Here is a 22920-nt window from a genome sequence, read left to right on the forward strand (position 1 = left end):
GATGACGACCGAAACGATCAGGACAGCGGCGGCGAATGGCAACCACTCGGCGGGCCGGCAGGAGCCGGTTCTCCGCGTGGCCGATCTGACGGTGCGGTACGGCGAAACCGTCACCGTCCGCGAGGTGCACCTCGAACTCCAGGCCGGCGAGACCGTAGCTCTCGTCGGAGGCTCGGGCGCGGGCAAATCCACCATCGCGAAAGCAATTGCCGGGCTGGTCATCCCGTCGAACGGGTCCGCGCTGCTCGATATCTCGGCGAACAGCGGCGACCGATACGAGCGCATCGATCTGCTCGCCGCCTCCGCCTCCGTCCGCCGCGCGGCCCGCCGCGCCGTGCACCTCGTGATGCAGGATCCCTACGCGTCCCTGCCGCCGCATCGCCGAATCCTCGATATCGTCGCCGAACCTCTGGTCATCCACCGCATCGGCGATACCGCGACCAGAACGGAAGCCGCCCGGTCGGCACTGCACGCAGTCGGCCTCGACCCCGCGCACTACGCCCGCCGGTTCCCACACGAACTGTCCGGCGGCGAACGCCAGCGCGTCGCCTTCTCCCGCGCGATCGTCACCCGGCCGGCCGTGATCCTCGCCGACGAACCGACCGGCATGCTCGACGCCACCCTCCGCGCCGAGGTATCCCAGCTCATGGGCGACCTCGCCCGCGACCACGGCACCGCGATCCTGCACATCACCCACGACCTCGCCCTCGCCGCCCACACCTGCGACCGCGTCCTCGTGATGGCCGACGGCGCGATCGTCGAACAAGGTCGGACCGCGCAGGTCCTGCGCGATCCACAGCACCCCACCACGAAGCAACTCCTACTCGCAGCCTTGCGTGGGTCCCGCCGCCTCGCCGGCACCGACGAAGCGCCGCCTGGGGCGTGATACGTCCTACGGCATATCCGAGACCAGCGGCGCGGAGGCACTGAAGCACCGAGCCCTCTTCGCGCTCCCGCACCGGACGTGATCTGCGCTCCCGCACCGAGCGCGCAGCAACCGCCCCCCGCGCACGTCACAACCGATCCAGGTAACAAGAGCGACTTCTCAGCGATGTGATCCATACAACATCGATTCAGGAGGTCCGATATGTTGTCTGCGAAACGGCTCGCCGCCGGCGCCATCGTTGCCACCGCAACCGCGGCGACTGTGCTTGCAGGGGGCGGTGTGGCTCAGGCCGATGTTCCGGTGTGGCAGGCCAACTGTCACGTCTACAACATCTTCAACACCGGCGGGATGGCCAATTGCGAGCTCCCGGCCTGGCACCAGGTGAAGCTCACTTGTGTCGCATGGCCCGTCCCGTTCACCTATTGGAAGTACGGGCCGGTGCATTACGGACAGAATCAGTCCTGGGCCAGTTGCGACTCACCAGGGGCGCTGGTGCGGGTCGAGGTCATCCAAGCGTAGGTCGCGGCCAGGCCGATCCAGCGAACTCGCACCGCCGGCCCCGGTGGGTCGCGCGCCGACCACGAGTGCCGAAATCAGATGCCGCACACTCACTCCGACCGCCAGGCGCGGCGCCCGATGAGAGATCCGGCGTATCTACCGACAGGTAATGAAGCGCCGTAGAGTCACGGTTCGATGACTCACTATCCACCGCAAGGATTCCCGCCCGGAACTCCCCCACACGGCTATCCACCGCAGTCCGGGTATGGGCACCCAGGCCCCTATCCCCCGTACAGCCCGCCACCACCGCGAAATTGGACTCCCCTGATCCTGTCCGTGGTAGTGGCGGTCGTACTTCTGCTCATCGGTGGTGTCACGATCATTTCCGCGTCCGGGCCGGACGATGATTCGGCACCGGCAACCGCCCAGGCGACGACATCCCGGCCACCGGTCACAACCACCACCGCAGCGCCTCCCCCCGGGGATTATTCGTTTTCCGCCGTAGCCAACCCCTGCGACCTGATACCACCGAACGCCATGTTCGCGTTCGTAACCTCACCACCGGAGCAGCAGACCCATGAAACGACGCCACCGGACGGTTACGAAGGCGGCGAGATGGAATGCGACAGCGAGTACGCCACCACCGGAACCTCGACCGTCTCGGTCTCGACAAATATGCAGATCAATGTCGAGTTCTCCGACCGGTTGACGAGCAGCGCGGAACACTTCGATACGCGCCGTGGACAAATGCAGCGGGGCCGCGGCGAGAACGGCCCGGTACCCGGCGTGGGCACCGATGCCTACTCCGATGCGGACATAATGCCCAACGGCCACGGGGCGTATTACACGATCGTGGCGTGGGACAGCAATGCCTACATCTCGCTCTATGTCCTCGTGGGCGACAAGAACACGCCGGTCACCCGTGCCCGCCTGGACACCCTTTTCGCTCCTCTGGTCCAGAACGCGTTCAACAGCTTGCGTGGCTGACCGGCCACCTGAACAGCTCCTGGCCGGCCTGGTCGATGCGGGCAGAGAGATGACGATGACCGCCCTCGCGAACAAACTCGTCCACAGCCGCAGCGGTCGCACGAATCAGATCGGGCTACGAGCTCGCCCTCGACTTCGAACTGGAACAGTGGACATCGGAGGAAACTGCCCTGGTAACCGTCGGTCACCACGGCGCCGACACAGCCTACCGATTGGTCTGGTTACCACAACCGTCGCTGTCCGCCATATCTCGGCTGGCACCACAAGACGATGGACGTCCACCGCTGGTGATCGCCCCGTATATCACCAACCGCACCGCCGGCAACTTCCGCGACGCCGGGCTCGACTATGTCGATCAAGCCGGCAATGCACACCTGAGTTTCGGCCCGGTCCTGATTGATATCCGTGGCCGACCGCGCCCCACAAACGACCAAAGCTCCGCACCCGAGAATATCCCTCGGGCCACCGCCGCCAATCTCTTCAGCGCCAGACGAATGCAGGTCCTCTTCGTACTGCTGGCATGGCCGAACGCGGCAAGAATGCCGGTCCGCACGATCGCCGACGCCGCCGGGACATCGGTCGGGATCACCCAGTCGACGTTGACCACGATGAGAGAAAACGACTACTTGATCGGTAAGAATCTGCATCGCCGTGACGAACTCATCGACCTCTGGACCGCCGCATTTCGTGGCACTCTTCTACCGAGGATCCGACAGAACAGCTTCAGCGGGGAGATCGAGAGCCGGTCACTGCCGCCTGGCTACCTGATCAGCGGCGAATCTGCGGTCGAAAACATCCGGCGGCCGCACACCCTCGTCGTATACGCCGAGCGATTCGATGCGATGGTTGCCGTCGAGAACGGCTGGCGGAAGTCGGACGCTCCGAATATCGAGATACGCCGGAAGTTCTGGAGCGAGCTTTCCGAGACCCCTTCCGGTCCACGCAAGCCTTTTGCCGGGTCTGCGGCTCCGCCAGTCCTGGTCTATGCGGACCTGCTCACCGCAAACGAGCCACGGCAAGCCGAGGTTGCGAGAACTCTGCGGAAGGATCAGCTTGTTTGATCACCTGCGCATCACTCCGGAGTCCCTCGAACTCGTGGACCGGGTGACAGCCGAGCTGATTGCCGACGACCGGACGGATGAAAGTCGATCATGGTCATCGGGGCACACTGCCGCGACCTACTGCATACAGCATTCGGGCGGGCCGATGCTCTGCGCTCGACCAGCGATATCGATATCGCACTCGCGGTCAAGGGGTATCACGAATACCAGCGAATCACCGCCGACCTTCCCCGCACGGGCGCCACCGGCGTTCGGTACTCGATCGCGAACACCGCCGTAGACGTCGTTCCGTTCGGAGATATCGAGGACCCCACAGGTACCACCCCGTTACCCGGCCGAACCGAATCTCTCGACGTATTCGGATTCCAAGAAGTTTTCGACCGGTCGATAGAGCTACTGATTCCGAGTGGCTACCGTATCCGACTCCCCACACCAGCGGGCTACGCCGCCCTGAAGCTGAAAGCCTGGTGCGACCGTTCAGTGAACGGCGAGTACAAGGATGCCGCCGACATCGCCACCGCGTGCGGCTGGTACCAGCAAGACGACGACATCAGCGCATCACTCTTCGACCCGGAAAGCGGTCGCGTCGAATTGCTGATCAGAGCGGAGATGGATGTCGACGTCGCCTCGCTCTATCTACTCGGGCAGGACGTCGCCGGCACCCTCTAGCTCGCGTTTTAACCTCTGAGCTGCTGTTTTGTGACCCTGGGTGTTCATGGATGAAGCCCGGCGTCCTCGGGCGGGGCGGTCGCGGCCGGGCGCGATATCCACGTCCCCTCCGTCGTCGTCAGCCAGGCATGGCGGGACTCCCGACGCCAGGTCCGGCTCGGCAAGTTCCTCGCCGGATGCCACGTCGTGCCGGTCGGCCTCGAAACAGCCGAAGCCGCAGGAATTCTCTGCGGCAAAGCGCGCACCGCCGATGTCGTCGATGCGACCGTCGTCGTCATGCCCACCATCGAAATCGATGGCGACACCGACCATATTCGTCGAGCCCGACGGGGAACAGCCGCGAGAGCCCCTGGCTGCGCAAGCTCGATTTCGGCCTCAGGTGCGGGCCTCGCGTACTTCGTATGCGGTCATGAACATGTCGAGAAGTCCATCGATTGCGTTCTCGTCGACGGGGCGGGTCGTGAGCAGCCAGCGGTAGTAGAGAGTTCCGCACAGCACCTCGGCGGCGTATTCCAGATTCGCGGCGGCGACCAGTTGGCCGTCGCGCTGAGCCAGGGTGATCCGATCGAGGGTTCGCTGTTCGACCGTGGCCAGAAAACGTTCGTGCAACGTCGCCCTGAGCGCGGGGTCGGCTTGCGCTTCGGCGATGACTGCCCGGTAGACGGGGCCGATGGGCGGACTGGAGAGAGCCCGACTGGAACGTACGAACTGCTCGCGCAGATCCGCCCGGACAGGCCCCGACGTGCGGTAGTCCAGGTCACTGATCCATACGACACTCAGCGCGTCGAGCAACAACTCCGCGATGGACGGCCAGCGCCGATAGATGGTGTGTTTTCCGACGCCGGCCCGCGCGGCGATGGCTTCGACACTCAACCCCCGATAGCCGACCTCCGTCGCCAGATCGAGGGTGACGGCGAGCAGCTCTCTGGTGCGTTCGGCGCCGCGGCGGCGCGGCGCGGTGGAGGAGTCGGCCATGCGCCGAGCATACCGGCACGGTGCGTGCCGTTGACAAGCTTACGAAGTTGGCGCAAGATGCGATTATCGACACGCGCCGTGTCGATAATCGAGCAGCCAGGACCCAACTCGAGTCCGGCAAGAAACAGATATTCACCGGCCAGGTGCGGCCGACCCCACTGGGCTCGCCGAACAACGACAGGCGAGAACAATGACGAGGAGAACGCTGTGAAGACCATGACCTGCCGCCAACTGGGTGGCCCGTGCGACTTGGAACTGAGCGCAGAGACCGCAGACGAGATCATCAAGGCACAGGATCGGCACCTGCGAGAGGCCGCTCGCGGTGGCGACGACGACCACGTCCCGGCCCACGAGGAAATGAAAGGACGCTGGAAGCGTCCACTCAAAGCGATGGGGTGGTATCGCGACACCAAGAAGGCCTTCGCGGCGATTCCGTGACGTCACCGAACCGGCCGGGACACCTTCAGAGGCGGGTTCCCGGCCGCCAGGACAACATCGACACCGACGCGCAGCAAACCCGGGTTCGGCGTCGACGCAATCGGATCAGCCGTCCGTGAACAAGGTGGCGTCTACCCCGGGCCGAACTCGGACGAGGCTCACGCGTTTCCGTTCTCGTCCGGCACCTCGGTCCCCTGTTCCGGCCAGAGGATCGTCAACGTCAGCACCGCGAGCGGCAGGCCGATCGCCACCACAAACCCCAATACGATCATGGCTCCCGCCTGACCTCCGCCGACAATCCCGACCACAGCGGATATTCATGCGTCGCGGTGACCAGGTCCGCCACCTCGGTCACAACCCACCACGAGGTGCCGGGCTCCAACTCATTGACGTGCGGAATCACCACCACATCGGCCGAATGCTCGAGCGCGTGCTGGACCGCGATCAACGCAGCAAGTACGGCGGCGGCATCGGTATGCACGGTGTAGACGACCCGCAGTCCATGCTTCCGCACCAGCGCTTCGTATGCCGTCGGATCATGGACACTGTTCAGCAGAGCTACAGCCCGCCTCGGACACTCTGGTCCCGTCACTAACCCCTCCTGTTTTCCGGTATGGACTCACCCGGCATCGAGGGGTCATCGTCATCGCCTCGATGCCGGGTGTTGAGGAGAAGCCTGGTCAAAGTTGATCCATCCAAGGGCTAGGACTGGAATAGCCTTCTACCCTGAAGATATGAGCGCTTCGCCCCACGCCGGCCGAGCCATTGCCGCCGAACGGAAACTCGCGGGCCTGAGCCAGCGACAACTTGCTGACCGCGCGAACTACAGCCTGGCTATGGTCAAAGCGGTTGAGCAGGGCCGCGAGCCCGCGAGTCCGGCATTTCTGGCCGCGGCCGCGCGTGTCCTGCGGGTAGAGCCCGAAAGTCTGACGGGTACGCCCTACCGCGACCTCATCGAGAAGGACGGCCCCCTGGAGGGGCTGGCCGAATTGCGCGCGGTGCTGGCCGAAGGCATATATGCGCGCCCCGCCGACCCTCCTTCTCTGAAGGAACTGGTAGCCGAAATCGCCGCTGTCGACCTCTTATACCGAAACGACAAGGGCCGTAACGCACTTGCCCGGATGCCCATGTTGCTGCGACAACTGCACGGGGCACTACACAGCGCCGGCCCTGACGAGCGGGGCAAGGTGTTCTCGCTATTGTGCGCCGCCTACGTGACGACTGAGCGGCTGTGCAGGCGATTCGGTTTTATACACTTGGCCCCCACTGTGCTCGACAGGCTCGAATGGGCAGCAGTCTCCGCGGACGATCCGCTGTACACAGCTCAGGCGAAAATCAAGCGGGCGCGGGTACTCATGTACTTCGACTCGAACGACACCGGCCTACGGCTCGTCGAGGATGCACTCGACGAGATCGAAGGCGACACCGAGGCCGCCAACGCCGTACGCGGATACGGGCACCTCTGCGGCGCGATCGTGGCCGCCCGCGGCTTCCGGCCCGGCACCGCAGCCGAGCACATCGGACACGCACGCCGCCTCGCCCCGGCGATGCCCGGTGAATCCGACCTTTACGGCACGCTTTTCGGCCCCGCGAACGTCGGCATTCACTCGGTGGCTGTGGCGCTGGAAGCCGGCAATCCGGATAAGGCTGCCCGCGAAGGCTCGGCCCTCGTCCTCCCGACGAAGATCGCTCCGCCCCGCGCAGGCCATCACTGGCAGGATGTCAGCCGCGCGTGGCTGATGATCGGCAAGCCAGATCAGGCACTGGACGCCCTCAACCGCGCGCGCCGGATCGCTCCGCAGCAGACTCGCCTGCACCCGTCCGTCCGGGAAACCATCTACGGTATTGCGGCAGCGCAACGCCGACAGACCAACAGCCTCGCCGGGTTCGCTTCCTGGCTCGGCGTCCAACTCTGAGAACCAATCCGAAAGTCAGTACGTCAAGTAGGCGGTCGCGGGAGTTCAGGACGAGCCAGGCCCTGCCAGAACAACCCCTGGCTGAGTCGCCGAAGGGTCAGTCTGCCGAGGAAGGAGACCCGGCACGTTGCGGGTGCGGACCAACGGAAGCTGCGATGGCCAACTACCGCGACAGATCCATCACGCATTCCACGGGTCGAGCAGTTCGACGCCAGTGTGCGCGAAGTCCTTCGAATTCCGAGTCGCGCATGTGGCGTTGTGCGCTCGGCAGATCGCTGCGATCTGTGCGTCGGCCGTGCTGATCGGCAGCCCAACCACCTCTCGCGCGACGAGGATGTCCGCGTAATGCTCGGCAGCAGTGTCATCGAATGCAAGCACGGAGCGACCATCCCGGTAGGGCTCGACCGCGACTTCGATACGTCCGGACAGCGCCGTCTTGCGCCGGCCATCAGGGAGGCGGCGCACGCCCGCCAGCAACTCCGCGAGCGTTACGGCGGTGATGGCAACATCTCCGGTGAGCGACTCAAGCCACGCGACGACGTGCGAGTCGGGCTGCGGTCGAAAGATCTCCGAGATGACGTTGGTGTCGAGGACGATCAATCGAAGTCCACCGCTCGTGCGACGTCGCTCCGCTCAGGAACCGGGAGACCGTCGAGGCCTACCACCTCCTGCGCTACCTGCATGAGCGCCAAGCCGATATGAGGCCTGCGCGCGGCCTTCGTGAGGATATCGCGGACCTCCGCCTCCATGGAGCGGCCATGCTCCTTTGCCTGCATAGTGAGTTGCTCCTTGACGGACTCGTCGAGCCCCCGAACGATGATGGATGTCATCGGAGATCACCTCCCAAAAGTGCTATCGACAATGATAGCACCTTGTATGCGGGGAGTCGCCGTTGAGCTCACAGGCTCAGATCAGAGGTTGAACCGAAGCTCGATTACACGTTGAACCGGAACTCGACCATATTCCGCCCCGAACCAACGTCACGGCGACGGCGCGATGTATTCGCACTGCAGGTCGGACACCCTCGCGATGTGCTCGAAGTCGTGGTCCGCGGCAAGCACGGTCGCATCGTTCACGATGGCGTAGCCGGCGATGAGGATGTCGTGCGAGCCGACCGCACGGACGAGCCCGGGCTGCCCGGATATCGAGCACCAACGATTCGTCGGGCGCGTGCTCGAGCGGGAATCCGAGGGAGATCTGCTCTCGGTAGTTCGCGTGCTCTTCGGACGTCCGGGCGCTATGGCAGAACTCGAGCACCTGCGGCGGGCAGGTGACGAACAGGTCGGTCGGCGCGCGCTCGATACGCCGCCGGCGCGCAGTGATCCGCGAGTCCCCGTAGCCAGCCTCGCCCAGACCGAGTTGTCGACCAGGTAGTCGGTCACGGCGACTGAGACGCGCCCGGAGAGACCACCGGCGCGCCGAGCTCGTTGCCGAGGTCGGTCAGTCCTGCAATACCGTCGATCATCGCACCTTTCTGCTTCGAGGCGATAAGCCGGCGCAACGCGAGGTCGAGAACGGCTCGGTTCGATCGCTCGCCTGTGAGCACTCGGGCACGCTCGATGAGCTGCGGATCCAGGTCGACGCTGGTGACTGCCATGAATAGCCCTCCCATTCCTTATATGTCTGATTATCCCGTGGCCAGCCCCAGCCCGAGCCGTACCGGGACTCCAGCACGAGGACCGAAGCACCGACCCGAGCCATCGGGCACGCACTCGCTCTATTTCCCAAACTCCGCGAGATGCACCTCGACATTCCGCAACGCGCTCCAGAACGCCCCCATACGCCCGAACGACGCAGCACGCATTCGAGGCGGCCGCATCCGGCAGCGATGCACCCGAACCAGCAACCTCGAACGGCGGATGATGTCAAATCAGCGTGAGCGCCCGGTGTCAGGCGACGGTGGCCGCCTGGTAGCGACGAGGCCAACATCAACGAGGAATCGGACATCTTCATCCGGAGGGAGACTTTGAATCGATCGGCACCGTGTCTTGATTAGCGCGAACGCATGGCCGGGCAGGAACCGCACGGCGCCGATATCGCGAATGCCGTACCGGGCTCGGTGAAGACGGTCGGATTGCGGCCTTCGATCGCGGAACGCACCCGATCTTTCCTCCAGTCATCCACAGCAACAAGCGAGCCACGGCATGCCCCGGCGTAAGCACCGGCCTAGCGGGCATCCTGCTGATACCATCCCAAAACTGAGACTTCGACTGACTACGATCGGAAGCACGTACGTGGCAGAATCGCCTTCCTCCCTCGCCCTTACAGTTCGCAGTGAGCCGATCCAGAGTGCCTACTCCGCGTACAGGTCCGATCAATATCGGGTTAATCGCAGATACCAGCGAAAGCTCGTTTGGTCGGTCGAGGAAAAACAGCAGCTAATCGACTCCATCTTACTGGCGCTGCCTCTACCCCTATTCCTCGTTGCAGAGACGCCCACAGGTACAGATACAATCCTCGAACTCATTGACGGAATGCAGCGACTCAATGCAGTTTTCTCTTTCATCGAACAGGAATTCGATTACAAAGGCGCTTACTTCGACCTTGACACACTTGCAGACACAAAGGCCCTCAAGGACTCCGGCGCAATCCACCAGAACTTCCCAGTTCTGAGCAGAGACAGTTCCGTAGCTTTTGCAAACTACTCGCTTGCACTGTCGGTATTTCGCGCAAGCAACGACGCTGCCGTTGAAGAGGTCTTTCGGCGCATCAACTCGGGAGGTCGGCGTCTATCCAAGCAGGAACTTCGCCAAGCTGGAGCCACAAGTGAACTCGCCGATATAATTAGGGAGCTATCTTCCATAATTCGAGGAGACAACTCTCGCGAATCAATCGTCCCTCTCAGGAAGATGCCGCTCCTCAGCATAAGCAACCGACAGCTCGACTACGGCATCCCAGTCACGGAAGTGTTCTGGGTACGAGAGAATATCCTCCGTAGCAACGACATACGCGAATCTCTCGATGAGCAAGTAATTCTGGACATACTCCTCGACTGCCTGGTCGAGCCAATGGAGACCACTACTGGCACGGTCCGAGACGCTGCTTATAATTTCGAAGGGGCCGGCGAAGATCCCGGCACCGAGCCACTCGAGGGAAATTCGGCCAACGCAACCATTACCGCGTACGGCCGCGAGAAACTAGTTGGCGACTTCACGTTGATATATGACCAAATCCGTGAGGTTCTCGACTTTGATGAGGACGGCTTTTCAAAAGTTATCGGTTTGCGTCCATCCGGTAGGAGCGCTCGATATTTTCATGCTCTATACGTTGCACTATGGGAGTTCCGATTCAAGTCGATTCCTCGGCGACAAGTTCACGACATCGCACTACTTCGGAGCAAACTTCTGGGCATATCGAAGGCCGCCTCAATTACAACGGGTGGCGACTGGCCCGTGAAAAGCAAGAGGCAGACCATCAATGCGTTTAAGGGAATACTTGAAGATTCTTTACAAGCAATTTCAGATACAGATGAAGATCCGCAGACTTTCGGCTGGTCAGTTAACCTAGAGGCGCTGCTTACCAACGCCTTAATTGAGCAGCAGTCGTTCGAGTACAAACAGGGACTCCATCGACTGGACGCAAACCGTGCATTTGATTCCACCCTCTTCGATAGAATCCTAGAAACGATGACCGCAATTTCGAATATTGGACCCTCTTCAACCGGATACATAGTACTCGGCATCGCAGATAAAGCTTCTGCAACCGAGCGTATCCAGGATCTAGACGGCGTAACGGCTTTCAACTTCAGGGGCTTTGACATTGTGGGCATAGACCGAGAAGCACGCGTTCGCGGGATGAACATAGGCGAATACTGGACATGGATAATCCAGCGAATCAGCTCTTCTGCAGACGTACCGCCATGGCTAGCCGCCTCCGTCGGAAGAAACGCGCGCCTTATCCAATACAGGAACAAATCAGTTGGAGTCCTCAAAATCCAGGCCGCCAATGAGGTTGCATTCTACAAGGGAAGCACGCTATTTGAGCGCAGGGGCTCTGAAACAGTACAGGTAGAGCCGGGCACGGAGATGGTCTCGGTGATTCAGCGTTTCACCGCATAAGCTATGTACAAAACCTCGGACGGTGAGGTATGCGGGACCTCTCGATGCCCACACAACACGTATGGGCGGCAACAGGTTCCCGCCGCGACGGGGTTTTTCCCATCAACCAACGACGGCCACCTCGTCGGTGTGGCGGCCTCTACACCATCCCTCTTGATTCCGTACGGCCCCGAAACATCCCGTCCAACCACTGACTTACTTCGAACCACAAGCACCCATGTTCTACTCGAATATAAGCTGGACAGGAGCATTTACCAGTTTCTCCCCGAAGTCGGAAATGCCTGGCTACACGTTGAAGCGGAACTCGACCGCATTCCGTAGCCGAATGACCTCTGCGTCGAGATCCGCGCGGCGGTTCCGGGCCAGCGCAGCTCCGCACCAGCGGCGTCGACACGGCTTCGCCGCAGCAACTACTGCTTGATCTTTGGGGGCTATCTAGTGTCGCCCGCTGCCGCGAGGACAAGGGCTGACAGAGATTCGGCACCTGGGTGACGGTCGTGCTCAGGTGCCGAAGATTCCGCAGCGTTGGATCAGCTCGCGCTGCCTTCGTTGGGCGGCGTCATGTTCGCGTACTCCTCGATGTGGTCGATGAGACCGTCCTGGAAACCGAAGTACATCGCCACGGGCAACTCGGTACCGGCACCGGCCGACCGCCGATCGACGCTCCGTCTGCGGCGGTGACGGTGACGGTCAATGCCCCCGAGGCACTCACCTCCCATCGACGGGCAAGCCCGGCACCCCCGGTTCGGGATGCGAGACCATGGCCAGCTGGACTGCGCCCGCCTTGCCGCCCGGGCCGGCAACCTCCTCCCAACGGTTTTTCCGCCAGGTCGCGTACTCCACCGGCACATCCGGGTGTCCAGAGTCCTCAGTAGACATAGATCCTCCTGTTCCGGTTGACGCCCGAAACGAGCGCCCTTCAGGTGCCACACTGCAACGGCAGCACAGCTCATCGCAAAAATTTTTGCCGCTCTGGCAAACTGTCCGCCATGAACACCGAGAAGGGCGAGGGCCTCGACGCCGTCGGCCCCGGTTGCGCAACCTGCGCCGAGAACGTGAGACCACGCTGGCCGAGGTAGCGACCGCTACCGGCATCTCCATCAGCACGCTGTCCCGGCTGGAGTCCGGCTCTCGGCGGCCGACCTTGGACCAGCTACTACCGCTGGCCAGAGCGCACGGCGTCACGCTCGACGAGCTGGTCGATGCTCCAGCCAACCGGTGACCCACGTGTTTACCTACGCTCTATCCCATGGCAAGGGAAGGCACACGGTCCTGCCGTTGACACCGCGCCCCGGCGGTATCAAGGCCTACAAGTTTCATCCTCCACGGAAGCCGCGGCCCGGATCAGCCCGCCCTCGAGACCCACGAGGGGTACGAATGGGCTTACGTCCTCAACGGATAATTGCGGCTCATGCTCGGTGAACGCGACATGGCCCCCACACGGCGAGCCTGTCTCGTGCGGGGACTCATGTGCGGACAGGGGGACTGATACGCGGGTAGGTGGCGCGTGATCTGCGGCGCCCAGGGAGCGCTGCAGCCGAGCTGACCGAGGCCTATCGAGCCGATGCCCTGCTGGATGCCCATCGCGACGACCCGAGTTCGGCTACCGCTTCTTGACCGGCGAAGCCGCTGCAGCAGGCGTAGAGATGTGTGAGCGCACGGCGTGGAGCCCGTCAGCCTGGCGGCCTAACCCCAGCCGACACCTCATCGCGCATCGGTCCCAACCAGAGTTCAACCACTCTGGGTCGCACGATCAGAATCGGCTCTGACCTGGTCTTCTACACATTGAACCGGAATTCGACTACGTCGCCGTCGGTCATGACGTAGTCCTTGCCTTCCATCCGGACCTTGCCCGCCGCCTTCGCCGCCGCCATGGACCCCGCCTCGACCAGGTCGTCGAATGCCACCACTTCGGCCTTGATGAAACCGCGTTCGAAATCGGTGTGGATGACACCGGCCGCCTTCGGGGCGGTATCGCCCTGGTGGATGGTCCACGCGCGGGCTTCTTTCGGGCCGGCGGTGAGGTAGGTCTGCAACCCGAGGGTGTGGAAGCCGGCGCGGGCCAGGGCGTGCAGCCCGGGTTCGGTCTGGCCGATGGATTCCAGGAGTTCGGCGGCGGATTCGTCGTCGAGTTCGAGGAGTTCGGATTCGACCTTGGCGTCCAGGAACACCGAATCAGCCGGAGCCACAGACGCTTTCAGCTCCGCAACCTTGGCTTCGTCGCTCAGCACCGATTCGTCGGCGTTGAAGACGTAGAGGAACGGCTTGGTGGTGAGCAGCGACAGTTCCTTCAGGAGTTCCCCATCGATCTCTTTCGCGGCATGGAACAGAGTCCGGCCACTGTTGAGGATTTCCTGCGCCTGCTTCGCAGCGTCCGCGTAGGGCTTGCGATCCTTCTTGACCTTGGCTTCCTTCTCGAGACGCACGACCGCCTTCTCGAGAGTCTGCAGATCGGCGAGGATGAGCTCGGTTTCGATGACCTCGATATCGGAGGCCGGGTTCACCTCGCCGTCCACGTGCACCACATCGTCGTCGGCGAAGACGCGGACCACCTGGCAGATGGCGTCGGCTTCGCGGATGTTGGCGAGGAATTTATTGCCCAGGCCGGCACCCTCGGAGGCACCCTTCACGATGCCGGCGATATCCACGAAGGACACCGTGGCGGGCATGATGCGGGCGGAGCCGAAGATTTTCGCGAGTTCGTCCAGGCGGGGGTCGGGCAGCGGAACCACGCCGACGTTGGGCTCGATGGTCGCGAAGGGATAGTTCGCGGCGAGCACGTCGTTGCGGGTCAGCGCGTTGAACAGCGTCGATTTTCCGACGTTGGGCAGGCCGACGATTCCGAGGGTGAGACTCACGAGGACTGGAGTCTACGCGGGACAGCGGCCGGGTCGGCGGTCGGCCGTCCGTGGACGCGGGCGCCGGCGCGCAGGCTCGCGGAGAAGGCGGCGAACTTCAGGCGGTCACCGGGCTGTTCGGTGAGACCGAGGAGTTCGACGGCGCGTTCGTGCTGGACAGCGCGGGCGGCGAAACCGGGGATGAAGCCGAAGGCCCACCACGGCGGGTTCAGGGACTGTTCGGCGAGGCGGGCGGCGGCTTCGGTGTACCGGAGTTCGGTGGCGAGGGCTTCGGCGAAGTATTCGCTGAACTCGGGCCAGCTGCCGGGTACGGCCCGGGTGGAGATGCCGTAGATGCGGTACCAGTCGCAGCACTCTTGATAGAGCTGTTCGCGGGAGTCGGAATCGACCGGGCGGACGTAGGTGTCGATGGCGGTGACGAGGGTTTCGACGTAGGTGGCGTGCTGGAAATGGAACAGTTCGGGCGTGAGGGCGTGGTAGCGGTTACCGGTGTGGTCGCGACCCTTCACGTGTTCGTGGGCGTAGCGGATGACGCGGGCCGGGTCGGGGTGACCCTTGCACGCCAGCCCGATCATCCGGTCGACCGTGCGCTGTTTGTGCGCCCACACACCGGTGTGCACATGCTCGCCGTACGAGGCGGTAATAGCGGGATGAAGGATCTGCAGGGTGACCGCCCGCGGCAGGGTCAGCAGGAAGCGGCGGTCGGGCAGGTAGCTGCGGAGAAGTGAGCCGTGATCGGCCGGGTCCGAAGTCTGCATTCGGCATTCCCCTCTTGCGAAGTTCCACGAAACGGAACCTGAGAGTAAGCAAGCAATACTCTCTCATCATGTCACACCGCGCGGCCGGGCGGCTGAATACTCAGCCGCCCACGCCCGTCGGCAACCTCCACGCGAGTACATCAACGCACTGCCGACCAGCACGCGCCCGGGATGATGATCCCGCCTGATTTCGGACGGCGGTTCGACGAAACTCTCGTGCTGCACGAGCCCCGCCGGACTCCGCACTTCACTACCCGCGCGAACAATCGGCGCCCACCCGATCGACGGCTGACCGGTCACCTTCACTCCCATCGGCGTCGGCGCAATCGCCGGACCCACTGCGGAACCGGCGGCGATACGCTCGCAACCCGCGTAGCGTGGCATTCATGGAGCCGACCTCTGAGGTGGTGACGGCCCACCCGGCCCCGGCGCTGGCCGCGTTCATCGACGGATATATCGGCTACCGGATGACCGGGTTCGACGCGGGCCTGCATCGCGGGCTGCCGTCCCGGCATATGACGTTCATCGTGGCCATCGGGCCCGCGATCGATGTGATCAGCCAGACCGACGCCCGCCAGTCCCCCGACAACTACCGCTGCGTGCTCGGCGGCCTCCAGGACACTCCGGCGATGATCGCCCACGACGGCACCCAGGAGGGCGTCGCCGTGAAGCTCACCCCGATGGGCTGCCGAGCGCTGTTCGGGCTGCCCGCGGCGGAACTGTGGAGTACGTCGATCGAATTCGCCGATCTGATCGGTGCACCCGGGCGGCAACTGTGGGAGGAACTCCAGGAGCATTCCGGCTGGCCACAGCGGTTCGCGGCATGTGATCGGGTGCTCACCCGGATGCTTGTCACGGAACGGACCGTCGGCCCGGAGCTGTCCTGGGCATGGCGTGCGGTCGCGCGGTCGCACGGGACGGTGGGTGTGGAACCGCTCGCCGAACGTATCGGGTGGAGCCGGCAATACCTCACCAAGCGATTCAGCAGCGAGTTCGGGTTGAGTCCGAAAGTGGCAGGGCGGATCGCACGATTCGAGCGGGCCAAGCAGATGCTGCTGAACACCCCGTCGTTCGTTTCGATCGCGCAGGTGGCCGCCACCTGCGGGTACTACGACCAACCGCATCTCAACCGCGAGTTCGCGCGCCTGGCCGGTTGCAGCCCGACCCAGTGGCTGGCCGAGGAGATTCCATCCGTCCAAGACCCGGAGCTCGCCGGCGAGCCAGGCTGAAACCATGACAGCACCAGAGAGAACAACGACAACCACACCCGCGCCGACCGTCTGGCCGTGCCTGGCATTCCGGGATGCTCGCGCCACCGCCGACTTCCTGGTCAAGGCCTTCGGATTCGAACTGACCGCGATGTATGCGCGCGACGACGATCCGTCGGTCGTCGAACACGCCGAACTGCGCTGGCCCGAGGGCGGCGGGATCATGTTCGGCACCGCGGAGAAGGGCGGTGGCCTGCCGGAGCGGCGCACACCGGGCACGGAGTCCGTGTACGTCGTGTGCAGCGACCCGGACGGCCTCTACGAACGCGCCACCGCCGCGGGCGCGGAGACGATCAGGGGAATGAAGGACGAAGATTACGGGTCGCGCGGGTTCACCGTCGCCGACCCGGAGGGCAACTACTGGAGCTTCGGCACCTACCGGGGCCAGTGACCGGCCGCGACGTGCCGTTACGACTTCGTCCAGACATATACCAAGGGGAGATCCTGCCGATGGACAACGACGCGATGCGCACTCTCTACCGCAAGTGGCTGCCCGAACTGTGGAATTCCGATCCCGAGACGATGCCGGCGATCGCCGAGGAGATCTTCGCGCCGGACGCGGTGGGCCACTGGGGTAGTGGCGAGGATCCGGTGGGCCCGAAAGCCATCGCGGCCCGGGTCCAGCAGACCTACAGCATGTTCGACGACGTCTCGGTCACGCTGCTCACCGGCCCGATCGTGGATGGCGATTGGATCGCGGCCCGATGGGAGTTCGCCGGACGATATATCGGAGGAATTGCCGGTATCCGGGCCGCGGCCGGCACCCGAGTGCGCTACCCCGGTATGGACCTGTTCCGCGTCGCGGACGACCGGCTCGCCGAATACTGGCCACACGGCGCCGATCTGTCACTGATGCAGCAGCTGGATGCGCTGGGATAATCGGCGCATCCCGTCTTGACCTTCAACTTGCTCGAAGCCCGATGATGGGCGAGTGCCCGAATCCGACCTGATCACCATCGGCGCGTTCGCCCGCTCCTGCGGTATCACCGCCAGCGCGCTGCGGTTCTACGACGACTCCGGCCTGCTCGCGCCGGCCGGGGTCGACGAGAGCACCGGCTACCGCTACTACGCCCCCGAGCAGGTGGCCCGGGCGGTGACCATCCGCCGGTTGCGGGAAATCGATATGCCGCTGGACGGTATAGCCGGGGTGCTCGCCGCCGACGCCCACGATGCGGCCCGGTTGATCGACGACCATATGGCGCGGCTGGTCGAGCGCACCCAACAGGCGCGGCGGACCGCGGAGAGCGTGAAGGCCGCGCTGGGCGAACCCGCCGGATGGCCGGTGGCGACGGTGCGCGGACCGGTACTCGCGGCGGCGGTCGAGCAGATCCTCGCAGCCACCGGCACCGACCCCGATCTGCCGGTATTGGCAGGTGTCCGGCTCGAGTCGACCCCCGAATCGCTGACCCTCACCGCCACCGACCGGTACCGGTTGTCCACCCGCACGGTCGTACCCGAGCCGGCCGGTTCGGCCGAATGGTCGGCGACCGTGGACGGCATCGATCTGAGCGCGGCGTTGCAGGAGATCCGCCGGGCCCATCTGGTGGAACTCGAGGCCGGAGAGCACAGCATCCGGTTCCGTTCCGCGGACGGGGTCGTGCGCACCTGCCGGACGCTGACCGACCCTTTCCCCGACCACCGCGCGCTGCTGGCCTCGCTACCTGCGGCACAGACCCATGCGGTGGTATCGAAACACGAACTGATGCACGCGCTGGAACAGCAGCGGGCGCGCTATCTCCGGCTCACGGTCTCGCCCGGCTCGCTGGCGGTCTCGGATACCGCGGCGACACTCGGAACTCGAGTTTCCGCGCTGGTCACCGGCCCGTCCACCGACCTCGTCTTCGGTTTCACCATCCTGCATCCGGCCGTCGGGACCGCCATCGGACCCGATGTGCGCCTCGATATCGGCGGCCCGCGGCACCCGATGGTCGTCCGGTCCGCGGACAACGGCGACCTCACCACCCTGGCCATGCCTGCCGACCCCACAGTTGTCGACACAGAGAACGGAATCCCGAATTGACCACCGACCAGTTGTCCGCCGATACCACCATGAACGCCATCACCGAGGCCGTCACGCTCGGCCGAACCGGTGCTACCGAAACCGCCCGCACCCGTCTGCTCGAGATCTGGTCCGAGCTCGGAACCGCCGGCGACCCCCTGCACCGCTGCAGTCTCGCCCACTATCTGGCCGACCTCTACGACGACCCCGCCCGGGCTTTGGCCTGGGATATCCGGGCACTCGACGCCGCCGACGCCCTCAGCGACGATCGCGTCCAGCAGTACCACGCAAGCCTGCAGGTGGCGGGCTTCTACCCCTCACTGCACCTCAACCTTGCCGACAACTACCGGCGGCTGGGGTCGTGGGACGCGGCCACCGAGCAACTCACCGCCGCCCGGGCACATCTGAACGCCCTCCCTGACGACGCCTACGGAGAGATGATCCGCACGGCACTGGACGAAGTCGCGGCGGCGATCAGGCAGCGATCCACCGAACCCCGCCCGAGCGCTCCGGGGCCGCAGTCCTGAACAGTTCGGCTCCGACACACCTCTCCAGGCGAGGGCGCGGTCCCGGCTGGACAAAACAGGCGAGGCTGTGGCCGACGGTCAGCGCACCTGATCGAAGTCGTCGGGCAGGAGCCGGAACACTGCATATCGCGTCAGTGGCCGCAGTGCGCGAAAGTCACGACGGTCGAGGGTGAGTACCGCATCGGTATCGAATGCATCCGCCAAGCAGACGCACATGGCATCGACCAGATCGAGGTTCATCGTGGAGTAGCGGGCACGGACCTCGACCGCTGTGCGAATGGTCCACGCATCGACTTCGGGAAGGACGATACGACTCGACGCCACCCGATCGGCCACCGATCGCACGATACTGTCCGCGGCCCGGCGATCGGCTCGGATACTCGCCACATGGTGCACCTCGGTCAGCGCGAGCGGGCTGACCACTATCGCACTCGCTGCGTCGGCGGCCCGGCGCGCTGCGAAATGATCGGGATCCGAACGGTTGAACAGAGCGAGCAGACCGGAGATATCGGCTACGGCGATCACGCCGGCTTGTTCATGGCGTCATGGATATCCGCTTTGCTGATCGGACCGCCGAGATCGAAGGTTTCGTCGTCGGTCAGCAAAGCCGTGTCCCACCGGCGGTGACGCAACAGATAGGCGCGCACCGCATCGCGGGTGATCTCGTGTTTGGCACGACCTTCGGCCTCGGCTTGCGCATTGAGCGCACGCTCTTCGTCGTCCGGCAGCCGCATCGTCCAGGCCATACTCCGACGATACCAAGTTAGATATCACGACATCGCGGCTTCGATCACGGCGCGGTGAGCTTGGTGTAGTCGGGGGCGTAGACGGTCATCCAGTGCGGGCGCAGGCGGTAGAAGACGACTTCGGCGTTCCAGTCGAAGGCGTCGTCACCGTAGAGGTCCCTGACGTACGCGAGCAGTTCGGGCCACTCGGCATCCGGCTCGCCGCTCGCCGGGTTCAGGACCTCCGTGGTGCCGTGCGTGAACACGCCCAGGTCCTCACCGTCCATATGCGCGACACTGGCGCCCGGGCGGGCGGCGAGGTGGCGAGCTTTGGCGGCGTTGCGCGCGGTGCCGAAGTACCACCTGCCGTGCAGGAAGTGCCCGTCGACACCGCTGATCCGCGGTTCCCCTTTGGCGGTCACAGTGGACAGGGCCAATGTGCGCATACCGGTGAGGACCGCGGTGAGCTGCTCCGCGGTCAAGGTGCGGTCGGCGGCGATGATCGAGCGCAGATGGGTTGTGGAGCCCGCGAGGGACGAGTCGAGCAGGGCCTGCAATGCGGTGAGTTCTTCCGGAGTTTCGCGCATTGCCCCACCGTAAGCGCGTCCGGACTCGCCACGGTTGACCGAAATTGCTCACTTCGGCGTCGGTGCGGGAACCGGGCGTTGTCCGCTCGGCGCGCCACAGCGACCGTTCGGCGCAATCGTCCGACCGTCCGGTACCCATCGGTTAACTTCATGTGACAGGCATGTCCGCTCGCTGTACAGGAGTTGCCCGATGGGGACAATCGAATACCTCAAGACCGACCCTGACCGGCCACCGGTCGGCGTGGTCGACCGCTCCCCGATCACCCCCGCGAAGAAGGCGATCTTCGCGGCCATCGGGGTGCTCGGGGCGGTGGCCTGGACGATCCTCGCGATCGCGCGCGGTGAGTCGGTCAACGCCGTATGGATCGTGATCGCCGCGGTCTGTACCTACATCATCGCCTACCGGTTCTACGCGCGGCTGATCGAATACAGGGTGGTCAAACCCCGCGACGACGTCGCGACGCCCGCCGAGATCATGGACAACGGCAAAGACTTCATGCCGATGGACCGGCGGGTGCTGTTCGGGCACCATTTCGCGGCCATCGCGGGTGCGGGTCCGCTGGTCGGGCCGGTGCTGGCGGCGCAGATGGGGTACCTGCCGGGGACGATCTGGATCATCGTCGGTGTCGTCTTCGCCGGCGCCGTCCAGGACTATCTGGTGCTGTGGGTGTCGATGAAGCGGCGCGGTCGCAGTCTCGGCCAGATGGCGCGCGACGAGCTCGGCTCGATCGGCGGAGCGGCGGCGATCATCGGCGTGCTGGTGATCATGATGATCCTGCTGGCGGTACTCGCGCTGGTGGTGGTGAATGCGCTCGCGGAAAGCCCGTGGGGTGTCTTCTCCATCGCGATGACCATCCCCATCGCCCTGTTCATGGGTATTTATCTGCGCTATCTGCGGCCGGGCGCGGTCGGTGAGATCTCGGCGATCGGTTTCGTGCTGCTGATCCTGGCGATCGTCGCGGGCGGGTGGGTCAACGAGAACGAGACCTGGGCAGGCTGGTTCACCTTCTCCCCGGTCACCATCTCCTGGATGCTGATCGCCTACGGTTTCGTGGCCTCGGTGCTGCCGGTGTGGTTGCTGCTGGCGCCGCGCGACTATCTGTCGACCTTCATGAAGATCGGCACCATCGGGCTGCTGGCCGTCGGCATCCTGATCACCCTGCCCGTGCTGAAAGCACCCGCGATCTCGGAATTCGCCACCTCGGGCACCGGCCCGGCGTTCGCGGGCAGCCTGTTCCCGTTCCTGTTCATCACCATCGCCTGCGGTGCACTGTCCGGATTCCACGCACTGGTGTCGTCGGGTACGACGCCGAAGCTGCTGGAGAAGGAATCGCACGCCAAGATGATCGGCTACGGCGGCATGCTGATGGAGTCGTTCGTGGCGGTGATGGCCATCATCACGGCCTCGATCATCGACCAGCACCTGTATTTCGCGATGAACGCTCCCGCCGGCGCGACCGGCGGAACAGCGGAAAGCGCCGCCGCCTACACGAACAGCCTGGGCCTGTCGGGGCCGCCGACCAGCGGTGCCGCTCTCGACCAGGCCGCGGTGGATGTCGGCGAGGAATCGGTGATCTCCCGGACCGGCGGCGCCCCGACCCTCGCGATCGGTATCTCGGAAGTATTCGCGGGATTCCTCGGCGGCGCCGGTATGAAATCCTTCTGGTACCACTTCGCGATCATGTTCGAGGCGCTGTTCATCCTCACCACGATCGACGCGGGCACCCGCGTGGCACGGTTCATGCTCTCGGATTCGCTCGGTAATCTGCGCGGCCCCGCCCGCAAGTTCTCCGACCCGTCCTGGCGAGTCGGCGCCTGGCTGTGCTCGGCGATCGTGGTGGCCGCCTGGGGTTCGATCCTGCTGATGGGCGTCACCGACCCGCTGGGCGGTATCAACGCCCTGTTCCCGCTGTTCGGTATCGCCAACCAGCTGCTGGCGGCGATCGCACTGGTGGTGGTGCTGACGATCCTGGTGAAGAAGGGCCTGACGAAATGGGCGTGGATCCCCGGTATCGCACTGGCCTGGGACCTGATCGTCACCATGACCGCCTCCTGGCAGAAGATCTTCTCCGCCGACCCGAAGGTGGGCTACTGGAAGCAGAACAGCATCTGCCGGGCCGCCCGCGACGCCGGCGAACTCTGCCTGACCGCCAAAACCCCCGGCGATGTGGACGCGGTGATCCGCAATACGTTCATCCAGGGTGCGCTGTCGATCATCTTCGCGGTACTGGTGCTGATCGTGGTGCTGGCCGGCGCGTGGGTGTGCTACCGGGCCTGGAAGTCCGGTGGGACGTCCACCACGGAATCGCCGGAGGAGCCGTCGAAGATCTTCGCGCCCAGCGGTTTCCTCCCGACCCGCGCAGAGAAGGAAGTGCAGCAGGAGTGGGACGAGCTGATCGCCAAGGGTGAGGTCGCGGTGCCGGGCGCGGCCCACACGGAGGTACGCAGTTGATCCGCCGCCACCTGGACGCCCCCGCACGCCACACACCGTGGCGTGCGGGGGCCGCCGCGGTGGCCCGGGCGGTGCGGACGGTCGGCTGGTACTTGGACTCCGTCGTCGGCGGACAGGATTACCAGCGATACGTTGCCCATATGCGCCGGGTCCACCCGGGCAAGCCGATCGCCGACAAAAGCGCGTACTGGCGTGAACGGTATGCCGACGCGGAACGGAACCCGGGCGCCCGCTGCTGCTGACCGGAAAGCGGCCCCG

28 protein-coding genes are annotated in these 22920 nt (G+C 64.3%); 16 read left to right on the forward strand and 12 right to left on the reverse strand.

Annotated features, from left to right (window positions below; genetic code table 11):
- The first annotated feature begins 1 nt into the window (after position 1).
- The 5 genes from ACFWPH_RS09045 to ACFWPH_RS09065 all read left to right on the forward strand — a co-directional run bounded on the left by ACFWPH_RS09045 (position 2) and on the right by ACFWPH_RS09065 (position 4101).
- On the forward strand, positions 2–886 hold the full coding sequence (locus ACFWPH_RS09045; RefSeq protein WP_378749479.1) for an ABC transporter ATP-binding protein: 885 nt from the start codon (positions 2–4) through the stop codon (positions 884–886).
- Positions 887–1087: 201 nt separating this feature from the next.
- Positions 1088–1405, forward strand: coding sequence for a hypothetical protein (locus ACFWPH_RS09050; protein WP_378749023.1), 318 nt, complete (start codon positions 1088–1090; stop codon positions 1403–1405).
- Between the two features lie 516 nt (positions 1406–1921).
- The gene (locus ACFWPH_RS09055) at positions 1922–2371 is read left to right on the forward strand and encodes a hypothetical protein (protein WP_378749025.1); all 450 of its coding nucleotides are present in this window, start codon (positions 1922–1924) and stop codon (positions 2369–2371) included.
- A gap of 287 nt (positions 2372–2658) precedes the next feature.
- Positions 2659–3432, forward strand: a complete 774-nt coding sequence (locus tag ACFWPH_RS09060) for a type IV toxin-antitoxin system AbiEi family antitoxin (protein WP_378749027.1) — start codon at positions 2659–2661, stop codon at positions 3430–3432.
- Between the two features lie 90 nt (positions 3433–3522).
- On the forward strand, positions 3523–4101 hold the full coding sequence (locus tag ACFWPH_RS09065; RefSeq protein ID WP_378749029.1) for a hypothetical protein: 579 nt from the start codon (positions 3523–3525) through the stop codon (positions 4099–4101).
- Here the strand turns inward: ACFWPH_RS09065 and ACFWPH_RS09070 are convergent.
- Both ACFWPH_RS09070 and ACFWPH_RS09075 read right to left on the reverse strand, forming a co-directional pair.
- Positions 4069–4413, reverse strand: a complete 345-nt coding sequence (locus ACFWPH_RS09070; RefSeq protein WP_378749031.1) for a hypothetical protein — start codon at positions 4411–4413, stop codon at positions 4069–4071. The two genes, ACFWPH_RS09065 and ACFWPH_RS09070, sit on opposite strands and share 33 nt — an antisense overlap.
- A 63-nt stretch (positions 4414–4476) precedes the next feature.
- Positions 4477–5076 (reverse strand): TetR/AcrR family transcriptional regulator, encoded by a 600-nt coding sequence (locus ACFWPH_RS09075; protein ID WP_378749033.1) that lies wholly within the window; start codon positions 5074–5076, stop codon positions 4477–4479.
- A 216-nt stretch (positions 5077–5292) separates the two neighbouring features.
- Between ACFWPH_RS09075 and ACFWPH_RS09080 the strand changes: the two genes are divergently transcribed.
- The gene (locus ACFWPH_RS09080; RefSeq protein ID WP_378749481.1) at positions 5293–5514 is read left to right on the forward strand and encodes a hypothetical protein; all 222 of its coding nucleotides are present in this window, start codon (positions 5293–5295) and stop codon (positions 5512–5514) included.
- Positions 5515–5782: 268 nt separating this feature from the next.
- On the opposite strand, the gene ACFWPH_RS09085 is transcribed toward ACFWPH_RS09080, so the two are convergent.
- Positions 5783–6028, reverse strand: coding sequence for a hypothetical protein (locus ACFWPH_RS09085; RefSeq protein WP_378749035.1), 246 nt, complete (start codon positions 6026–6028; stop codon positions 5783–5785).
- A gap of 220 nt (positions 6029–6248) precedes the next feature.
- Between ACFWPH_RS09085 and ACFWPH_RS09090 the strand changes: the two genes are divergently transcribed.
- Positions 6249–7430: a multiprotein-bridging factor 1 family protein gene (locus ACFWPH_RS09090; RefSeq protein WP_378749037.1), complete on the forward strand. Its 1182-nt coding sequence runs from the start codon at positions 6249–6251 to the stop codon at positions 7428–7430.
- 180 nt (positions 7431–7610) lie between these two features.
- Here the strand turns inward: ACFWPH_RS09090 and ACFWPH_RS09095 are convergent, their stop codons facing one another.
- The 3 genes from ACFWPH_RS09095 to ACFWPH_RS09105 all read right to left on the reverse strand — a co-directional run bounded on the left by ACFWPH_RS09095 (position 7611) and on the right by ACFWPH_RS09105 (position 9027).
- Positions 7611–8030 carry a type II toxin-antitoxin system VapC family toxin gene (locus ACFWPH_RS09095; RefSeq protein WP_378749039.1) on the reverse strand — a complete coding sequence of 140 codons (420 nt, stop codon included), beginning with the start codon at positions 8028–8030 and terminating at the stop codon, positions 7611–7613.
- Positions 8027–8260: an Arc family DNA-binding protein gene (locus ACFWPH_RS09100; RefSeq protein WP_378749041.1), complete on the reverse strand. Its 234-nt coding sequence runs from the start codon at positions 8258–8260 to the stop codon at positions 8027–8029. Before ACFWPH_RS09100 ends, ACFWPH_RS09095 begins: the two co-directional genes overlap by 4 nt.
- Positions 8261–8808: 548 nt before the next feature.
- Positions 8809–9027, reverse strand: coding sequence for a type II toxin-antitoxin system VapB family antitoxin (locus tag ACFWPH_RS09105; protein ID WP_378749043.1), 219 nt, complete (start codon positions 9025–9027; stop codon positions 8809–8811).
- A gap of 637 nt (positions 9028–9664) precedes the next feature.
- Here ACFWPH_RS09105 and ACFWPH_RS09110 point away from each other — a divergent pair.
- The gene (locus tag ACFWPH_RS09110) at positions 9665–11488 is read left to right on the forward strand and encodes a DUF262 domain-containing protein (RefSeq protein ID WP_378749045.1); all 1824 of its coding nucleotides are present in this window, start codon (positions 9665–9667) and stop codon (positions 11486–11488) included.
- A 708-nt stretch (positions 11489–12196) separates the two neighbouring features.
- Here the strand turns inward: ACFWPH_RS09110 and ACFWPH_RS09115 are convergent.
- On the reverse strand, positions 12197–12367 hold the full coding sequence (locus ACFWPH_RS09115; RefSeq protein ID WP_378749047.1) for a hypothetical protein: 171 nt from the start codon (positions 12365–12367) through the stop codon (positions 12197–12199).
- Between the two features lie 154 nt (positions 12368–12521).
- Here ACFWPH_RS09115 and ACFWPH_RS09120 point away from each other — a divergent pair, with 154 nt between their 5' ends.
- A complete protein-coding gene (locus tag ACFWPH_RS09120; protein WP_378749049.1) occupies positions 12522–12710 on the forward strand; it encodes a helix-turn-helix domain-containing protein in 189 nt (62 codons plus the stop codon).
- Between the two features lie 556 nt (positions 12711–13266).
- On the opposite strand, the gene ychF is transcribed toward ACFWPH_RS09120, so the two are convergent.
- Positions 13267–14346 (reverse strand): redox-regulated ATPase YchF, encoded by a 1080-nt coding sequence (ychF, locus tag ACFWPH_RS09125; RefSeq protein ID WP_378749051.1) that lies wholly within the window; start codon positions 14344–14346, stop codon positions 13267–13269.
- Positions 14343–15104: an oxygenase MpaB family protein gene (locus ACFWPH_RS09130; RefSeq protein WP_378749053.1), complete on the reverse strand. Its 762-nt coding sequence runs from the start codon at positions 15102–15104 to the stop codon at positions 14343–14345. The genes ychF and ACFWPH_RS09130 overlap by 4 nt, the downstream gene beginning before the upstream one ends.
- Before the next feature lie 386 nt (positions 15105–15490).
- On the opposite strand from ACFWPH_RS09130, the gene ACFWPH_RS09135 reads away from it, so the two are divergent.
- The 5 genes from ACFWPH_RS09135 to ACFWPH_RS09155 are packed head-to-tail and all read left to right on the forward strand — an operon-like array spanning position 15491 to position 18898.
- On the forward strand, positions 15491–16333 hold the full coding sequence (locus ACFWPH_RS09135) for a helix-turn-helix domain-containing protein (protein ID WP_378749055.1): 843 nt from the start codon (positions 15491–15493) through the stop codon (positions 16331–16333).
- Positions 16334–16337: 4 nt separating this feature from the next.
- On the forward strand, positions 16338–16763 hold the full coding sequence (locus ACFWPH_RS09140) for a VOC family protein (RefSeq protein ID WP_378749057.1): 426 nt from the start codon (positions 16338–16340) through the stop codon (positions 16761–16763).
- Between the two features lie 59 nt (positions 16764–16822).
- The gene (locus ACFWPH_RS09145; RefSeq protein WP_378749059.1) at positions 16823–17251 is read left to right on the forward strand and encodes an ester cyclase; all 429 of its coding nucleotides are present in this window, start codon (positions 16823–16825) and stop codon (positions 17249–17251) included.
- Positions 17252–17303: 52 nt separating this feature from the next.
- Positions 17304–18392 (forward strand): MerR family transcriptional regulator, encoded by a 1089-nt coding sequence (locus ACFWPH_RS09150; protein WP_378749060.1) that lies wholly within the window; start codon positions 17304–17306, stop codon positions 18390–18392.
- A 29-nt stretch (positions 18393–18421) separates the two neighbouring features.
- Positions 18422–18898: a hypothetical protein gene (locus ACFWPH_RS09155; protein WP_378749483.1), complete on the forward strand. Its 477-nt coding sequence runs from the start codon at positions 18422–18424 to the stop codon at positions 18896–18898.
- 78 nt (positions 18899–18976) lie between these two features.
- Here the strand turns inward: ACFWPH_RS09155 and ACFWPH_RS09160 are convergent, their stop codons facing one another.
- The 3 genes from ACFWPH_RS09160 to ACFWPH_RS09170 are packed head-to-tail and all read right to left on the reverse strand — an operon-like array spanning position 18977 to position 20210.
- Positions 18977–19423: a PIN domain-containing protein gene (locus tag ACFWPH_RS09160; protein ID WP_378749062.1), complete on the reverse strand. Its 447-nt coding sequence runs from the start codon at positions 19421–19423 to the stop codon at positions 18977–18979.
- Positions 19420–19644 (reverse strand): hypothetical protein, encoded by a 225-nt coding sequence (locus ACFWPH_RS09165; protein WP_378749064.1) that lies wholly within the window; start codon positions 19642–19644, stop codon positions 19420–19422. Before ACFWPH_RS09165 ends, ACFWPH_RS09160 begins: the two co-directional genes overlap by 4 nt.
- Before the next feature lie 44 nt (positions 19645–19688).
- Positions 19689–20210, reverse strand: a complete 522-nt coding sequence (locus ACFWPH_RS09170) for a pyridoxamine 5'-phosphate oxidase family protein (protein WP_378749066.1) — start codon at positions 20208–20210, stop codon at positions 19689–19691.
- A gap of 190 nt (positions 20211–20400) precedes the next feature.
- On the opposite strand from ACFWPH_RS09170, the gene ACFWPH_RS09175 reads away from it, so the two are divergent.
- Both ACFWPH_RS09175 and ACFWPH_RS09180 read left to right on the forward strand, forming a co-directional pair.
- Positions 20401–22662 (forward strand): carbon starvation CstA family protein, encoded by a 2262-nt coding sequence (locus tag ACFWPH_RS09175; RefSeq protein WP_378749068.1) that lies wholly within the window; start codon positions 20401–20403, stop codon positions 22660–22662.
- Positions 22659–22904 (forward strand): YbdD/YjiX family protein, encoded by a 246-nt coding sequence (locus tag ACFWPH_RS09180; protein WP_378749070.1) that lies wholly within the window; start codon positions 22659–22661, stop codon positions 22902–22904. Before ACFWPH_RS09175 ends, ACFWPH_RS09180 begins: the two co-directional genes overlap by 4 nt.
- Positions 22905–22920 lie beyond the last annotated feature (16 nt).

The organism is Nocardia sp. NPDC058499 (assembly GCF_042719915.1).
Taxonomy (GTDB): Bacteria; Actinomycetota; Actinomycetes; order Mycobacteriales; family Mycobacteriaceae; genus Nocardia.

Bases quoted from the DNA above. Each gene is read 5' to 3' on its own strand.
- ACFWPH_RS09045 (WP_378749479.1), top strand. From the start codon at position 2: ATGACGACCGAAACGATCAGGACAGCGGCGGCGAATGGCAACCACTCG.
- ACFWPH_RS09050 (WP_378749023.1), top strand. From the start codon at position 1,088: ATGTTGTCTGCGAAACGGCTCGCCGCCGGCGCCATCGTTGCCACCGCA.
- ACFWPH_RS09055 (WP_378749025.1), top strand. From the start codon at position 1,922: ATGTTCGCGTTCGTAACCTCACCACCGGAGCAGCAGACCCATGAAACG.
- ACFWPH_RS09065 (WP_378749029.1), top strand. From the start codon at position 3,523: ATGGTCATCGGGGCACACTGCCGCGACCTACTGCATACAGCATTCGGG.
- ACFWPH_RS09070 (WP_378749031.1), bottom strand. From the start codon at position 4,413: ATGGTCGGTGTCGCCATCGATTTCGATGGTGGGCATGACGACGACGGT.
- ACFWPH_RS09075 (WP_378749033.1), bottom strand. From the start codon at position 5,076: ATGGCCGACTCCTCCACCGCGCCGCGCCGCCGCGGCGCCGAACGCACC.
- ACFWPH_RS09080 (WP_378749481.1), top strand. From the start codon at position 5,293: ATGACCTGCCGCCAACTGGGTGGCCCGTGCGACTTGGAACTGAGCGCA.
- ACFWPH_RS09090 (WP_378749037.1), top strand. From the start codon at position 6,249: ATGAGCGCTTCGCCCCACGCCGGCCGAGCCATTGCCGCCGAACGGAAA.
- ACFWPH_RS09100 (WP_378749041.1), bottom strand. From the start codon at position 8,260: ATGACATCCATCATCGTTCGGGGGCTCGACGAGTCCGTCAAGGAGCAA.
- ACFWPH_RS09105 (WP_378749043.1), bottom strand. From the start codon at position 9,027: ATGGCAGTCACCAGCGTCGACCTGGATCCGCAGCTCATCGAGCGTGCC.
- ACFWPH_RS09115 (WP_378749047.1), bottom strand. From the start codon at position 12,367: ATGTCTACTGAGGACTCTGGACACCCGGATGTGCCGGTGGAGTACGCG.
- ACFWPH_RS09130 (WP_378749053.1), bottom strand. From the start codon at position 15,104: ATGCAGACTTCGGACCCGGCCGATCACGGCTCACTTCTCCGCAGCTAC.
- ACFWPH_RS09135 (WP_378749055.1), top strand. From the start codon at position 15,491: ATGGAGCCGACCTCTGAGGTGGTGACGGCCCACCCGGCCCCGGCGCTG.
- ACFWPH_RS09140 (WP_378749057.1), top strand. From the start codon at position 16,338: ATGACAGCACCAGAGAGAACAACGACAACCACACCCGCGCCGACCGTC.
- ACFWPH_RS09145 (WP_378749059.1), top strand. From the start codon at position 16,823: ATGGACAACGACGCGATGCGCACTCTCTACCGCAAGTGGCTGCCCGAA.
- ACFWPH_RS09155 (WP_378749483.1), top strand. From the start codon at position 18,422: ATGAACGCCATCACCGAGGCCGTCACGCTCGGCCGAACCGGTGCTACC.
- ACFWPH_RS09165 (WP_378749064.1), bottom strand. From the start codon at position 19,644: ATGGCCTGGACGATGCGGCTGCCGGACGACGAAGAGCGTGCGCTCAAT.
- ACFWPH_RS09170 (WP_378749066.1), bottom strand. From the start codon at position 20,210: ATGCGCGAAACTCCGGAAGAACTCACCGCATTGCAGGCCCTGCTCGAC.
- ACFWPH_RS09175 (WP_378749068.1), top strand. From the start codon at position 20,401: ATGGGGACAATCGAATACCTCAAGACCGACCCTGACCGGCCACCGGTC.